The sequence below is a fragment of the Streptomyces sp. NPDC050161 genome (genome assembly GCF_044460025.1).
Lineage (GTDB): Bacteria > Actinomycetota > Actinomycetes > Streptomycetales > Streptomycetaceae > Streptomyces.
Map to the genome: position 1 here is coordinate 137,670 of NZ_JBITJM010000007.1, position 13,165 is coordinate 150,834.

General features: G+C 74.1%; 15 protein-coding genes. 9 read left to right on the top strand and 6 right to left on the bottom strand.

Annotated features, from left to right (window positions below):
* Nucleotides 1–471 precede the first annotated feature (471 nt).
* Nucleotides 472–1,317, top strand: coding sequence for a DeoR/GlpR family DNA-binding transcription regulator (locus tag ACIBK8_RS14925; RefSeq protein WP_393688552.1), 846 nt, complete (start codon nucleotides 472–474; stop codon nucleotides 1,315–1,317).
* Between the two features lie 77 nt (nucleotides 1,318–1,394).
* Nucleotides 1,395–1,868, top strand: coding sequence for an SRPBCC family protein (locus tag ACIBK8_RS14930; protein WP_399042195.1), 474 nt, complete (start codon nucleotides 1,395–1,397; stop codon nucleotides 1,866–1,868).
* 19 nt (nucleotides 1,869–1,887) lie between these two features.
* On the opposite strand, the gene ACIBK8_RS14935 is transcribed toward ACIBK8_RS14930, so the two are convergent.
* Nucleotides 1,888–3,042: a PLP-dependent cysteine synthase family protein gene (locus ACIBK8_RS14935; RefSeq protein ID WP_399042196.1), complete on the bottom strand. Its 1,155-nt coding sequence runs from the start codon at nucleotides 3,040–3,042 to the stop codon at nucleotides 1,888–1,890.
* A gap of 279 nt (nucleotides 3,043–3,321) precedes the next feature.
* Here ACIBK8_RS14935 and ACIBK8_RS14940 point away from each other — a divergent pair, with 279 nt between their 5' ends.
* Both ACIBK8_RS14940 and ACIBK8_RS14945 read left to right on the top strand, forming a co-directional pair.
* Nucleotides 3,322–3,609, top strand: coding sequence for a hypothetical protein (locus ACIBK8_RS14940; protein ID WP_393688015.1), 288 nt, complete (start codon nucleotides 3,322–3,324; stop codon nucleotides 3,607–3,609).
* 215 nt (nucleotides 3,610–3,824) lie between these two features.
* Nucleotides 3,825–4,331 carry an ATP-binding protein gene (locus tag ACIBK8_RS14945; protein ID WP_399042197.1) on the top strand — a complete coding sequence of 169 codons (507 nt, stop codon included), beginning with the start codon at nucleotides 3,825–3,827 and terminating at the stop codon, nucleotides 4,329–4,331.
* A gap of 20 nt (nucleotides 4,332–4,351) precedes the next feature.
* On the opposite strand, the gene ACIBK8_RS14950 is transcribed toward ACIBK8_RS14945, so the two are convergent.
* On the bottom strand, nucleotides 4,352–4,651 hold the full coding sequence (locus tag ACIBK8_RS14950) for an SHOCT domain-containing protein (protein ID WP_399042198.1): 300 nt from the start codon (nucleotides 4,649–4,651) through the stop codon (nucleotides 4,352–4,354).
* A 199-nt stretch (nucleotides 4,652–4,850) separates the two neighbouring features.
* Between ACIBK8_RS14950 and ACIBK8_RS14955 the strand changes: the two genes are divergently transcribed.
* The 3 genes from ACIBK8_RS14955 to ACIBK8_RS14965 are packed head-to-tail and all read left to right on the top strand — an operon-like array spanning nucleotide 4,851 to nucleotide 6,984.
* Nucleotides 4,851–5,426, top strand: coding sequence for a TetR/AcrR family transcriptional regulator (locus ACIBK8_RS14955; RefSeq protein ID WP_399042200.1), 576 nt, complete (start codon nucleotides 4,851–4,853; stop codon nucleotides 5,424–5,426).
* A 38-nt stretch (nucleotides 5,427–5,464) separates the two neighbouring features.
* On the top strand, nucleotides 5,465–6,049 hold the full coding sequence (locus ACIBK8_RS14960) for a DUF4865 family protein (protein WP_399042201.1): 585 nt from the start codon (nucleotides 5,465–5,467) through the stop codon (nucleotides 6,047–6,049).
* Nucleotides 6,043–6,984 carry a phosphotriesterase gene (locus ACIBK8_RS14965; RefSeq protein WP_399042202.1) on the top strand — a complete coding sequence of 314 codons (942 nt, stop codon included), beginning with the start codon at nucleotides 6,043–6,045 and terminating at the stop codon, nucleotides 6,982–6,984. Before ACIBK8_RS14960 ends, ACIBK8_RS14965 begins: the two co-directional genes overlap by 7 nt.
* A 73-nt stretch (nucleotides 6,985–7,057) precedes the next feature.
* Here the strand turns inward: ACIBK8_RS14965 and ACIBK8_RS14970 are convergent, their stop codons facing one another.
* Together ACIBK8_RS14970 and ACIBK8_RS14975 are read right to left on the bottom strand one after the other, a co-directional pair.
* Nucleotides 7,058–7,447, bottom strand: coding sequence for a PPOX class F420-dependent oxidoreductase (locus tag ACIBK8_RS14970; RefSeq protein WP_399042203.1), 390 nt, complete (start codon nucleotides 7,445–7,447; stop codon nucleotides 7,058–7,060).
* 117 nt (nucleotides 7,448–7,564) lie between these two features.
* A complete protein-coding gene (locus ACIBK8_RS14975) occupies nucleotides 7,565–8,785 on the bottom strand; it encodes an ROK family protein (RefSeq protein ID WP_399042204.1) in 1,221 nt (406 codons plus the stop codon).
* Between the two features lie 17 nt (nucleotides 8,786–8,802).
* Here ACIBK8_RS14975 and ACIBK8_RS14980 point away from each other — a divergent pair, with 17 nt between their 5' ends.
* Together ACIBK8_RS14980 and ACIBK8_RS14985 are read left to right on the top strand one after the other, a co-directional pair.
* Nucleotides 8,803–10,041 carry an MFS transporter gene (locus ACIBK8_RS14980; RefSeq protein WP_399042205.1) on the top strand — a complete coding sequence of 413 codons (1,239 nt, stop codon included), beginning with the start codon at nucleotides 8,803–8,805 and terminating at the stop codon, nucleotides 10,039–10,041.
* Between the two features lie 167 nt (nucleotides 10,042–10,208).
* Nucleotides 10,209–10,979 (top strand): maleylpyruvate isomerase family mycothiol-dependent enzyme, encoded by a 771-nt coding sequence (locus tag ACIBK8_RS14985; RefSeq protein ID WP_399042206.1) that lies wholly within the window; start codon nucleotides 10,209–10,211, stop codon nucleotides 10,977–10,979.
* Nucleotides 10,980–11,134: 155 nt separating this feature from the next.
* On the opposite strand, the gene ACIBK8_RS14990 is transcribed toward ACIBK8_RS14985, so the two are convergent.
* Nucleotides 11,135–11,800 carry a response regulator gene (locus ACIBK8_RS14990; RefSeq protein WP_399042207.1) on the bottom strand — a complete coding sequence of 222 codons (666 nt, stop codon included), beginning with the start codon at nucleotides 11,798–11,800 and terminating at the stop codon, nucleotides 11,135–11,137.
* Nucleotides 11,797–13,080 (bottom strand): sensor histidine kinase, encoded by a 1,284-nt coding sequence (locus tag ACIBK8_RS14995; protein WP_399042208.1) that lies wholly within the window; start codon nucleotides 13,078–13,080, stop codon nucleotides 11,797–11,799. Before ACIBK8_RS14995 ends, ACIBK8_RS14990 begins: the two co-directional genes overlap by 4 nt.
* Between the last annotated feature and the right edge of the window lie 85 nt (nucleotides 13,081–13,165).

Genomic DNA, 13,165 nt, shown 5'->3' on the forward strand with positions numbered 1-13,165 from the left:
GCTCTCCGGCGCCGGGCATTGTCCCAGCATCTCCCTTACCCCGATGATGGCTTCACTCCCCTACTGGCCGGTCACTTTCTGCCGGAAACCCTCGGTCTTCCCGTGCGCCATGGCCGCGTCTCCCCGCGTTCTCCAGGTGGCCTGCGTGGGCGACGGGCAGGCGGTGACCGGCACCGGGCGTCGGGCGTCGGCGCGAAGTGCGGCTGCGTGGGCCGGAGTTCGCGGGCGCGTACGGGACGGGGTCGCGGGCGCGTACGGGACGGTCGGCGCCGCGAGGCGCTCCTGCCGGGCGCGGGGCGGGCTCGGGCCGACGCGCCTCCGGGGCTGCCGGTCCTGGCGACCGCCCTGGTCCGCGGGGATCGACGGACCCCGCTGTCGGTGCCCCGTGCGAGGATGAGGAAAACCCGGGACGACGGGTGGCAGTGGCGTGGGCGGCCCGGATCGGCGGCCCGGCGGAAGGGATGGACCGGGGTGAGCGACAACCAGAATCTGCTGGCCGAGCAGCGGCGGGCCCTGATCCTCGACGAGGTCAGGCGGCGCGGCGGGGTGCGGGTCAACGAACTCACCCGCAGACTCAGCGTCTCGGACATGACCGTACGCCGCGATCTGGACGCGCTGGCACGCCAGGGCATGGTGGAGAAGGTGCACGGCGGCGCGGTGCCGGTGGGCGAGCCGAGCGCCCACGAGCCGGGGTTCGAGGTGAAGTCGGCGCTGGAGCTGAGCGCCAAGGAGGACATCGCCGAGGCCGCGGCACAGATGGCGGCCCCGGGCAGCGCCATCGCGCTGGCGGGCGGCACGACGGCGTTCGCGCTGGCGCAGCAGCTGGTGGAGGTGCCCGACCTGACCGTGGTGACGAATTCGGTGCGGGTCGCCGATGTCTTCTACACGGCGCAGCGGGCGGCGGCGAGCGGCGGCGCTGGCCCGCGCGCGGGCGCGGCGACGGTGGTGCTGACGGGCGGGGTGCGTACGCCGTCGGACACCCTGGTGGGGCCGGTGGCCGATGCCGCGATCCGCTCGCTCCACTTCGACGTGCTCTTCCTCGGGGTGCACGGCATATCGGTCGAGGCGGGGCTGTCCACACCGAACCTCGCCGAGGCGGAGACCAACCGGCATTTCGTACGGTCGGCGCGGCGGGTCGTGGTGGTCGCCGACCACACCAAGTGGGGGACGGTGGGGCTGAGTTCGTTCGCCTCGCTGGAGGAGGTGGATGTGCTGGTGACGGATTCCGGTCTGGCCGACGGGATGCGCGAGCAGTTCGCGGAGCTGCCGCCCGAACTCCTGGTGGCGGGCGAACCCTGGCAGGACGCAGACATCTGACGGTGCGGCGCCTATGGTGTGCGCCGCAGGTTCCGGCACAGGACCTCTTCGCCGTTCCCGTAGGGGGTGCTCGTCCCATGACGCATCGACTCCGCCCCGTCGAGCTGGACTTCGCCGAGTCCGCGCCGCTGCGGCTGGTGTTCACGGCGGAGGTCGCCGCGCCGCCCGATGCGGTGTACGCGACGCTGGCCGATGACGTCGAGGGCTGGTCCGGCTGGTTCACCGGCGTCACCTGCTCGGCGCCGACGGACGGCGGCAGGGGGCGGGACATCCGTCTGACGGGCGGCACCCGCTTCGCCGAGACGGTGCTGGCCACGGAGCCGGGCGCGCGGTACGCCTACCGCGTCGACCGCACCAACGCACCCGGTCTGCGGGCCCTGTTGGAGGACTGGCGGCTGACCCCGGCCGGCCGCGGCACCCGCGTGCGGTGGCTGTTCGCCGCGGACGGGCCGGCCCCGCTCCGCTGCGCCCTGCTGCTCGCGCGGCCGGGCCTGGGCCGCGCCTTCCGCACATCGGCGCGGGCCCTGGACCGCCGGTCGGCCGGGTACTGACACGGGCCCGGCAGGCGCCTCAGTCCGGCCAGACGCCGTCGGCCAGGAAGGCGTCGAGGGTGCGCGCGTAGGGCGTGATGTCGAGGCCCTGGGCCGCCAGCCAGTCGTCCGAGTAGTACTTGTCGAGGTAGCGGTCGCCGGGGTCGCAGAGCAGGGTGACGACGGATCCGGTCCGTCCCGCGGCGACCATCTCGCCGACGATCTTCAGGGCGCTCCACAGCCCGGTGCCGGTCGACCCGCCCGCCTTGCGGCCGATCGCCGCTTCCAGGGCGCGTACGGCGGCGATGCTCGCCGCGTCGGGGACCTTCATCATCCGGTCGATCGCGCCGGGCACGAAGCTCGGTTCCATCCGGGGCCGCCCGATGCCCTCGATGCGGGAGGCGGTGGCGCAGCCGATGCCGGCGTCGCCGGTGCGCCAGCCGTCGAAGAAGCAGGAGTTCTCCGGGTCGGGGACGCAGACGCGGGTGTCGTACTGCATGTAGTGGACGTAGCGGGCGATGGTCGCCGAGGTGCCGCCGGTGCCCGCGGTCGCCACGATCCAGGCAGGTTCGGGGTAGCGCTCCAGACGGAGCTGCTGGTAGATCGATTCCGCGATGTTGTTGTTGCCGCGCCAGTCCGTCGCCCGTTCGGCGTAGGTGAACTGATCCATGTAGTGACCGCCGGACTCGGCGGCGAGCTGCGCCGACACCTCGTAGACCGTGCGCGGGTCCTGGACGAGGTGGCAGGTGCCGCCGTGGAACTCGATCAGCCGGGTCTTCTCGCGGCTGGTGGTGGCCGGCATCACGGCGATGAACGGCACGCCGATCAGCGAGGCGAAGTACGCCTCGGACACGGCGGTGGAGCCGCTGGAGGACTCGATGACCGGCTTGCCGGGGCGGATCCAGCCGTTGCACAGCCCGTAGAGGAACAGGGAACGGGCCAGCCGGTGCTTGAGGCTGCCGGTGGGGTGGGTGGACTCGTCCTTGAGGTAGAGGTCGATGCCCCACTCCTCGGGGAGCGGGAAGCGCAGGAGGTGGGTGTCGGCGGTGCGGTTGGCGTCCGCCTGGACCTTGCGGACGGCCTCTTTGAGCCAGCCGCGGTAGGCGGGATCCGTGCGGTCGACGTCGACGGTCGGCAGGGGGGCGCCTGCGGCGCCGTCGCGGGGCGGTCCTGGCGGCTGCTGTGCGGTGCTCACCGGCGGGCTCCTAGAGGGGGACGAAGCCCGCGCGAACGCCGGGCCGACCCCGACTATAGCCACCTCCCACACGCTTCTCACCTGCATAAACATCACTTTGACATCCCCCAAGGGGAGCCTGGGAAGGGGCTGTTCGCGCCGTCCGGGGGCTGTCGTTCACCCCGACCCGAACGACAGCCCCCGGCACCAGAGGCACTGGTGCGACCGGCGAAGGCCGTGCACACTGCCCTTCAAGGGGCGGTGAGGGGCACCTGCCCGATCACCGAGGAGGTGGGGGCCATGGCCGAGCCGGAGTTCAACATGACCGGCGTACGGATCGAGCGATGGCTGAGGTCCTTGACGAGGGCCGGGCAGGTCGTCATCCGCGACGGCAGGCTCGCGCTGCTGACCAGCTACGGCACCGAGATCGACAGCGCGCCGCTCCAGGCGGTGCAGGCACACAAACCGCTGTTCGCGGCCCGCGACCGGGCGCTGGCCAGGCTGAACGGCCACCGGTATTCGCTGACGCTCGGCGCACCCGACCGTTTCCTGGACGCGGTGCAGGCAGCCAGAACACCCCGGACCTGAGGGCCGCGGCCCGCCGCGCGAAGGGGGCGGGGGCAGGAGCGCGGCGGGCTGCCGCCGGGCGGGCTGCGGTTGCGGGAGTGCACTGCGGGGACGACCCTGGATCTGTATCACAGAGGGTTCACCAGCGGTGACGCTGTGGCATGCATCGGCATCGCTGGATCCGATCTTCGCTCCTGCCCGGCGGGAGCGCCCGGCCTCACCAGGGAGTCGCGGTCGTGATCAGGCAGCCCAGCAGGCATTGCACGGTGGAACTCCAGGCCCTTCCGGCCCGCATCGGCCAGGTACGCCGGATCGTCTCGGCGCAACTGCGGTACTGGCGCCTCGATCCGCTGATAGATCCCGCCGCGCTCGGCGTCACCGAACTCCTCGCCAATGTGCACCGCCACGCCCGGCCCAGCAAGCAGTGCACGGTCCAACTCTGGGTCCTACTCGACCAGTTGACGGTCTCGGTGCACGACAGGGATCCGCGACTGCCGTGCGTCCGGGCCGCCGAGACATGGGAGACCTGCGGGCGCGGCCTCGCCCTGATCGCGTCACTCAGCGAGAGCTGGGGGGTGCGCCCGCACGGTTCGGGCAAGGTCGTGTGGTTCACCCTTCCCGCGCCGGGTCGCGTACCGGAGAAGGCCGTCCCGGTCGGCGCCGGCCGGTACGGGACGTCCCTGGCGGACGCCGCCACCACGGCCGGACCCCGCGCCGGAATGCGGAGCGCGGGGGTCGGCTGAGGATGCGGCGGCGGTGACGGTCACCCCGCGCTCCCCTTGAACCCGGGGCCGAAGTGGTCCTCCAGGACGGCCATCCGGCGCCGGTACTCGTCCTCGTCGATCTCGCCGGCGGCGAAGCGGCCACCGAGCACGGCGATCGGGGTGGGCGCATCGGCGGCGGGCCGCGGCCCCTGGAAGGCCCGGCCGGGGCCCCGGTGGCGCCATACGGTGCGGCGCAGCACGAGCACCACGCCGAGGACGACCAGCGCCCAGATCACCGGAACGAACAGGATCCAGGGGCCGGGTCCGCCGCCGTTCCAGGGGTGTGCCAGCTCGAACATGGGATTCAGCTCCTCGGTAGGGACGTTCGCTGTCCCTACCGAGCCTCGCCCCCCGGGGCCCGCACGTCGTCGTACGGCCGACGGCATCACCCGTACCGCTCGGGAAGTACACCGAGCGGGCACGACTACGCCGGGGCCGCACCCTCCGCCACTCCCCTGACCTTGAATTATGTAACTACAGGTATGTACAGTGGCGCTCATGAACGCCCGGGAACGGCTCGTCGAGAGCACTCAGGAACTGCTGTGGGAACGCGGCTACGTCGGCACCAGCCCGAAGGCCATCCTGGAACGCGCAGGCGTCGGCCAGGGCAGCATGTACCACCACTTCGACGGCAAGTCCGGCCTCGCGCTCGCCGCGATCCGGCGCACCGCCGACGGCATGAAGGAGACCGCCGACGCGTGCCTGTCCGGCCCCGGCACGGCGTACGACCGGGTGGCCGGCTATCTGCTGCGCGAGCGGCAGGTGCTGCGCGGCTGCCCGGTCGGCCGGATGACGCAGGACCGCGACGTGGTGCGCAGCAGCGCGCTGCGGCAGCCGCTGGACGAGATGTTCGGCTGGCTCCAGGAGCGCATCGCCGGCGTACTCGGCGAAGGGGTGCGCCGCGGTGAACTCGCCGCGGCGCTCGACCCGGTGGCGACCGCGGCGACCGTCGCCGCCGTCATCCAGGGCGGCTATGTGCTCGCCCGCGCGGCCGACTCCCCCGAGCCCTTCGACGCGGCGGTCCAGGGCGTACTGGCCCTCCTCGCCGCCCAGGTCACCACCCCCGCGCACTGATCCGGCCACCGCCGCCCGTCCCCACCCCGGAGTCCGTCATGCACGCCATGCAGTACGAGATCACCCTGCCCGCCGACTACGACATGGAGATCATCCGGGAGCGGGTGCGGTCCAGAGGGCATCTGCTGGACGACTTCGACGGGCTCGGGCTCAAGGCGTACGGCATCCGCGAGCGCGGCACCGACGGGTCGCCGGTCAACGCGTATGCGCCGTTCTACCTGTGGGCCGATCCGCAGGCGATGAACCGGTTTCTGACCGGCGACGGGTTCCGGGGCGTGATCCGTGACTTCGGGCGGCCGGTCGTCCAGCACTGGCAGGGCCTCTTCCACCGCGCGGGTCCGGCCCGCGCAACGCCTCCGCTGGCCTTCTCCCGGCGGACCACACCGCTCCCCGCCGACGCCGATCCGGCCACCGCCATCGCGGGCGCGCTGGCCGGACACGAGGAGCTGGCCGGGACGGACGGGGTGCACACCACGGCGCTGGCCCTGGATCCCCGGCACTGGGAGCTGGTCCACTTCACCCTCTGGGCGGACGCGGCGCCACAGACCGTCGGCGCCCGCTACCAGGTGCTGCACCTGTCGGCCCCCGGCATCGGGCGGCTCGCCACCGGGCGGCAGTGGTGAACCAGGGCGCCCCGGGCGGCCCCGACCGCGCCGTCCGTACCGTCATCGGCGACATCGAGCCCGCCGCGCTCGGGGTCTGCGACGCGCACGACCACCTCTTCCTGAGCAGCCCGCAACTGCCGGGCCAGGAACTGTCCGACCCGGAGGCCGCCGCCGCGGAACTGCACGCCTTCCGGGCGGCAGGCGGTGGCGCGGTGATCCAGTGGACGCCGTACGGCATGGGGCGCGGCGCCGCCGAACTCCCGCGTCTGGCACGGGAGTCGGGTGTGCGGATCGTCGCGGCGACCGGGCTGCACCAGGCCGTGCACTACCCGCCGGATGTGCTGGAGCGGGTCAGGTCCGGTCTGGCGGAGCTGTTCGTCGCCGAACTCACGGACGGGATCGGGGACACCGGCGTACAGGCCGGCCTGATCAAGGTCGCCGGAGGCTTCCACGGCCTGGACCGGCACGCGCGCCACACGATGGAGGCAGCGGCGGAGGCACAGCACGCCACCGGCGCGGTGATCGGCGTCCATCTGGAGCTGGGGACGGGCGCGCAGGACGTGCTCGACCTGCTCTGCGGGACGCTGGAGGTGCCGCCCGACCGGGTGATCCTGGGGCATCTCAACCGCTCACCCGATCCGACCGTGCACCGATGGGCGGCGCGGACGGGCGCGTTCCTGGCGTTCGACGGGCCGTCGCGGGCGCACCACGCGACGGACTGGCGGCTGCCGGACGCGCTGCGGGCGCTCGCCGACGCGGGGCACGGCGGGCAGCTCCTGCTGGGCGGCGACACCACGACGGCCGGTGCGCGGTCGGTGCGCGGCGGGCCGGGGATGCCGTATCTGCTGACCCGTCAACGGGCGCGGCTGGCCGCCGAAGTGGGTCCTGAGCTGGTGGAGGAGATCCTGACCTGCAACCCGGCCCGCGCGTTCGCGGCGCGGTGGCGCCGCTGAGCGGGCGGCCCGTCCGGCGGGTCCGGTGGAGCCGCGGAGCGGGCCGGGGCCCGCCCGGAGCGTTTGCCCGTCGTTACCGCTCCAATGTGATGGCGATCCCCACGTGCGGACGCCTGCCGCGGCGCAGCAGCGCGCCCCCGGTGTCCAGCAACCGGAACCTCAGCCCGTATTTGGCGGCCAACGCCCGTCGCACCCGGGCGAGTTCGGCGGGGCTCTCCAGCAGCCGCGCGGTACCCCCGGACGTGGTCGCGCCGTCGGCGACGTTGCCGCGTACGTCGCAGGGGGTGACGGTCACCCGGGTGTCGTGGCGCAGCCGCCTGACCTTCCCGCTGTCATCCCGCGTCCACACCAGGAGTTCGTCCCCGTCGGCCACCGCCCATACGGGGGTCGGCACCGGCGCGCCGCTCTTCCGGTGGGTGACGAGGCTGACGTAGTGGCTGCGGGCCAGGGCGTCGGGAATCATGGGCGGCAGCCTAAGGGGGCCGCGGGCCGGGTCGGTCATCGGCCCGCGGCGCACCCGGGGTGTGTCCGTGAAGTCCCGCCGCCAGGAGGCCGGATGGCGGGACGTCACGGATGCGTCTCAGCGCTCCAGGACGACCAGCGGGTCGTCGAGCACCGGCTGCCAGGCGAGTTCGGCGGCGCCGACGAGGCTGTTGTGGTCGAGGCTGCAGGGCAGGATCGGCACCCCGCCGCTGCGGCCCCACAGGCTGCGGTCGGCGACCACCGCGCGCAGCCGTTCGGGGTCGGTCTCCAGGAGGGTGCGGTGCAGCCCGCCCAGGATGATGCGGTCGGGGTTGAGGATGTTGACGAGCCCCGCGATGCCCAGGCCGAGGCGGTCGATGAGCAGGTCGGCCGCGGCGCGTACCGCCGGGTCTGCGTATTCGGTGCGCAGCAGCCCGGCCGCCTGGTGGAGCAGCGAGCCCTCGGGTCCTGGGGCGCGGCCCGCGGCGCCGAGGAAGGCGAGCGGGTCGGCCTCGACGTCCAGGCAGCCGCGGCTTCCGCAGTGGCAGGGCGCGCCCTCGGGGTGCACCGTCAGGTGGCCGACCTCCAGGGCCAGGCCCGAACTGCCGCTGTGCAGGCGGCCGTCGATGACCAGCGCGCCGCCGACCCCGCGGTGCCCGGAGGCGACGCAGAGCAGGTCGCGGGCGCCGCGGCCGGCGCCGTGCCGGTGCTCGGCGAGTGCCATGAGGTTGACGTCGTTGCCGGTGAAGCCGATCTCCTCGGTCACGCCTGGGATGCCCGCGTCGGCCAGTGCGCGCAGGAAGAGCGCCCGTACCGGGGCGCCGGCCGGCCAGGCGAGGTGGAGCGGGTTGAGTGCCTCGCCGTCCGGTTCGGCGACGGCCGACGGCACCGCGAGGCCGGCGCCGAGGCAGCGTCTGCCGCTCTCGGCCAGCAGTCCTGATCCGGCGGCGACGGCTTCGGCAAGCACATGGGCCGGGTCGGCGGGGATGGTGCCGCAGCCGGATGCCGTCGCCACGATGCGCCCGCCGAGGCCGACCAGGGCGACGCGGAAGCCGTCGGCGTGGATCTGCGCGGCGAGCACGACGGGGCCGCGTTCGTCGATGAACAGGCGGTGGGACGGCCGCCCTTGGGAGCCGGCGGACGCGGTCGGCCGGGAGTCGACGATGATCAGCCCTAGGGCTTCCAGTTCGGCCGCGACCGCGCCGGCCGTCGCGCGGGTCACGCCGAGTTCCGATGTGAGGACCGCGCGGGTGGGGGCGCGTCCGGTGTGTACGAGCTCCAGTGCGGGTCCGAGAGCACCACGGCCCCGCTCCAGCCTGGTTGTCCGAGTCTGGGTCACGCCCCTATTCTGGCTTTGTGCCGACGCTAAACAAAATACGCTCGGCCCTTTCGTGGGCCAGTCCCCAGGAATCCACCGATCCCCGCCTCGCCGCCCTCCGCCTCGCGATCACCGCGTTCTTCGCGATGGACGGCTTCCTCTTCGCCGGATGGGTCGTCCGCATCCCCGCGATCAAGGAACAGACGGGCGCGAGCGCGGGCTCGCTCGGGCTCGCGCTGCTCGGGGTCTCCGCGGGCGCCGTCGCGTTCATGATGCTCACCGGCCGCCTCTGCCGCCGGTTCGGCAGCCACGCGGTCACGGTCTGGTCGGGCGGCGCGATGGCGCTGAGCATCATCCTGCCACCCCTGACAGGTTCGGCGACCGCGCTGGGCCTGGTGCTGCTGGTGTTCGGCGCCGCCTACGGCTCGTTGAACGTCGCCATGAACAGCGCGGCCGTCGACCTGATCGGGGCGCTGCGGCGCCCGGTGATGCCGAGCTTCCACGCCGCCTTCAGCCTGGGCGGAATGGTCGGCGCCGGCCTCGGCGGGCTGATCGCCGGAGGGCTCTCCCCCACCGTCCACCTGCTGCTCCTCGCCGTCATCGGCCTACTGGTGACGGCCGTCGCCGGACGCACACTGCTGACCCACCCGGCCCCCGCCGCCCCCGAGCAACTGCCCGCGGACGGGGGCCCGGAGAGGCCGCGGGGCCCGTCGGGCGCGGGCCGCACGCGGCGGCCGGTGCTCGTCTTCGGGCTGATCGCGCTGTGCACCGCGTACGGGGAGGGCGCGATGGCCGACTGGGGCGCGCTGCACCTGTCGCAGGATCTGGCCGCCGGCCCCGGGCTCTCGGCCGCCGGGTACGCGGTCTTCGCGCTGGCCATGACGGCCGGGCGGCTGTCGGGCACGGCGGTGGTGCAGCGGATCGGCCCGGCCCGCGCGCTGGTCGCCGGCGGCACGACCGCGACCGCGGGGCTGCTGCTCGGCGCGCTCGCCCCCGCCGCGTGGGCGGTCTGCCTCGGCTTCGCGGTGGCCGGTCTCGGGCTCGCCAACATCTTCCCCATCGCCATCGCACGGGCCGGTGAGGCCGGCGGGCCGGGCGGCGTCGCCGCCGCCTCCACGGTCGGCTACGGCGGGATGCTGCTCGGCCCGCCCGCCATCGGATTCCTCGCCGAGGCGTTCGGGCTCCCGGCCGCGCTGACGACGCTCGCGCTGCTCTCCGCCGTCGCCGTGCTCATCGCGTACGTGACGCGCGGGGCGCACCACACCGGGCGGACGTGAGACCGCTCGTACGGGTGAAGCCGCCGCCCCTGAGGGGTGGTTGGCGAGCGGCGCGGCCGGTGCGGTGGTGGCGCACGTGCCGCTGCCGGGATCCGGTACGCGCGCTCCGGCCTGCCGGTGGGGGCCGCGGGGGTCCGCTGTCAGTGGTGGCTGGCACACTCGTCGGTATGGAGATCACTGAGTTCGTCGAAGCACTGCGGCTGGACGGAGCGCTGCTCGCGGAGGCCGCGGAGGAGGCCGGGCCCGACGCCCGGATTCCGGCATGCCCGGAGTGGCAGATGCGCGATCTGGTCACCCATGTCGGGCGCGTGCACCGCTGGGCGACGCAGTACGTGACCGAGGGCACCGACCGGGCGTCGAGACCGCCCGAGGCCCCGGAACTCACCGACAAGGAACTGGTGCCGTGGCTGCGCGAGGGCCATCACCACCTCGTCGTGGCACTGCACACCGCCCCGCAGGACCTGTCGGCCTGGACGTTCCTGCCGGCGGATTCCCCGCTGGCCTTCTGGGCCCGCCGCCAGGCACACGAGACGTCCGTGCACCGCGTGGACGCCCAGCAGGCGCTCGGTGTCGGACTCACGCCGCTGCCACGGGCGTTCGCGGCGGACGGCGTCGACGAACTGCTGGCCGGCATCCACTCCCAGGCCCGCAGCCGGGTGCGCAGCGACGTACCGCGGACGCTGCGGCTGCGGGCGACGGACACGGCCGGTGCGCAATGGTCGGTCCGGCTGTCCGAAGAGCCGCCGCACACCGTGCGTTCCGCGGACGCGGAAGGCGCCGAGGCCGGGCAGGACGCGGCGAAGCCGGCGGACTGCACGGTCGAGGGCCCGGCCGAGGCGCTCTACCTCGCCCTGTGGAACCGCACGCCCTGGGACAGCCTGTCGGTGAGCGGGGACGAGTCCCTGGTGCGTCTGTGGCAGGAGCGCGGCGGCATCTGACGGCAGGGCAGCGGGCGCACGTCACGCGGCGGACCCGGGGGGGGAAGCCCGATGCTGCCATGACGGGAGGGGCGGCGAAGTGGCAGCCGTACGGACGGGCGAGGCCGTTCCCCGTGACGGGGCGGGTGCGGGGAGTGGCCTGCGCGGCCCGGTCGTCAGCCGAGCCAGCCGGGGCGCACCAGCCCCGACTCGTAGGCCAGCACGACCAGTTGGGCGCGGTCGCGGGCGCCGAGTTTCACCATCGTGCGGCTGACGTGCGTCTTCGCGGTCAGCGGGCTGACGACCAGTCGGCGGGCGATCTCGTCGTTGGACAGACCGATGCCGACCAGCGCCATCACCTCGCGCTCCCGGTCCGTCAGCCCGGACAGCGTGCCGGCGGCTGCGGGCTCCTTGGAGCGGGCGGCGAATTCCGCGATCAGCCGGCGGGTGACGCCGGGCGAGAGCAGCGCGTCCCCGTCGACGACCGCACGCACCGCACGCACCAACTCCTCCGGCTCGGTGTCCTTGACCAGGAAGCCGGAGGCGCCGGACCTGATCGCCTCGAAGACGTACTCGTCCAGTTCGAAGGTGGTCAGCATGACGACCTTCACGGCGGCCAGCTGCGGGTCGTCAGCAATGCTGCGGGTGGCGGCCAGCCCGTCGAGCACCGGCATCCGGATGTCCATCAGGACGACGTCGGGCCGCAGTTCGCGTACCGCGGCCAGCGTCTGCCGGCCGTCCGCCGCCTCGCCGACCACCCCGATTCCGGGCCGGGAGTCCAGCAGCGCCTTGAAGCCGGCCCTGACCAGCGCCTGGTCGTCGGCGAGCAGTACCCGGATCACGACTCCTCCTCGGTGGCGTCCGGGGTCACCGTATCCGTACCGGTGGCCCGGCCCGGCGGTGCGGCGAGCGGGATGCGGGCGCGGACCCGGAAACCGCCGTCCGCGCGGGGGCCTGCCTCGACGGTCCCGCCGAGCGCGGCGGCCCGCTCCCGCATCCCGACCAGGCCGTTGCCGCCGCCCGCCGGCTCCCCCTGGCCGGTGGTCGCCGGCCCGTCGTCGTCCACCCCGATCTCCAGCGACCGCGGACCGTACCGCAGCAGGACGCGGGCCGTCCGCGAGCCGGAGTGCCGGACGATGTTGGTCAGCGCCTCCTGGACGATGCGGAAGGCGGCCAGGTCGGTGCCGGGCGGCAGGGCCGTGTGGCCGCCTTCGGTGGTGACATCGACGGCCAGTCCCGCGCCCTTGGCCTGCTCGGTCAGCTCAGGCAGCCGGTCGAGGCCGGGGGCCGGCGAGCGCGGGGCGTCACCCGGCGCGCGCAGGGTGTCCAGGACGTGCCTGACCTCGCCGAGCGCTTCCTTGCTCGCGGCCTTGATGGTGGTCAGCGCGGTCCGTGCCTGCTCGGGGTCGTCGTCCAGCAGCGCGAGCCCGACCCCCGCCTGGACGTTGATGACGGAGATGCTGTGCGCGAGGACGTCGTGCAGCTCCCTGGCGATCCGCAGCCGCTCCTCGTCGGCCCGGCGGCGGGCCGCCGCGGCACGCTCGGCCCGTACCTTGGCGAGCTGTTCCCGGCGTACCCGCACCAGCTCGGAGACCGCGACCACCGCCACCGCCCAGGCGGTGACGATCAGTTCCTGCCCCCAGGGGGCGGCGTGGTCGTGCGCGGGCGGCAGCCAGGCGTAGAGCCAGTGGGCGAGGACGAGGTGGCTCAGCCACAGGCCGCCGAGCGCGGCCCAGGCGACGCGCCGGTGCCCGCCGACGATCCCGGCGAACACCCCGAGCGCGGTGATCGCGAACACCGGCCCGTACGGGTATCCGGCGGCGAGGTAGCCGGCGGTCATCGCCGCGGTCCCGCAGGTGACGGTGCGCGGGAAGCGGTGGCGGAAGAGCAGCAGGACGCCGCCGGCGCACAGCAGGGCGTACCCGACGTGGTCGAGCGGCACCCGCTGCGGCTGGTTGCGCCCGGCGAACCCCGAGCCGATCAGCACGACCGCGGTCACCAGGAGCGTGGAGAGCCAGGGCGGACGGGTGCCGGCCGGGCCCCGTCGCTCCTCGTCCGGAGGCCGGAACCACCGCTCCGCCCCCGGGCGGTGCCGCGCCCGCGGCGGCCGTGCGTCGTCCATGCCCGTAACGCTAGACGGCGGTCGGGCGCGGGGCGTCAGCCCGGCGCGGTGAACGGGCGTACTCCCGCGGGAGTAGCGGGCGGGC

Bases quoted from the DNA above. Each gene is read 5' to 3' on its own strand.
- ACIBK8_RS14930 (WP_399042195.1), top strand. From the start codon at position 1,395: ATGACGCATCGACTCCGCCCCGTCGAGCTGGACTTCGCCGAGTCCGCG.
- ACIBK8_RS14940 (WP_393688015.1), top strand. From the start codon at position 3,322: ATGGCCGAGCCGGAGTTCAACATGACCGGCGTACGGATCGAGCGATGG.
- ACIBK8_RS14950 (WP_399042198.1), bottom strand. From the start codon at position 4,651: ATGTTCGAGCTGGCACACCCCTGGAACGGCGGCGGACCCGGCCCCTGG.
- ACIBK8_RS14955 (WP_399042200.1), top strand. From the start codon at position 4,851: ATGAACGCCCGGGAACGGCTCGTCGAGAGCACTCAGGAACTGCTGTGG.
- ACIBK8_RS14960 (WP_399042201.1), top strand. From the start codon at position 5,465: ATGCACGCCATGCAGTACGAGATCACCCTGCCCGCCGACTACGACATG.
- ACIBK8_RS14970 (WP_399042203.1), bottom strand. From the start codon at position 7,447: ATGATTCCCGACGCCCTGGCCCGCAGCCACTACGTCAGCCTCGTCACC.
- ACIBK8_RS14985 (WP_399042206.1), top strand. From the start codon at position 10,209: ATGGAGATCACTGAGTTCGTCGAAGCACTGCGGCTGGACGGAGCGCTG.
- ACIBK8_RS14995 (WP_399042208.1), bottom strand. From the start codon at position 13,080: ATGGACGACGCACGGCCGCCGCGGGCGCGGCACCGCCCGGGGGCGGAG.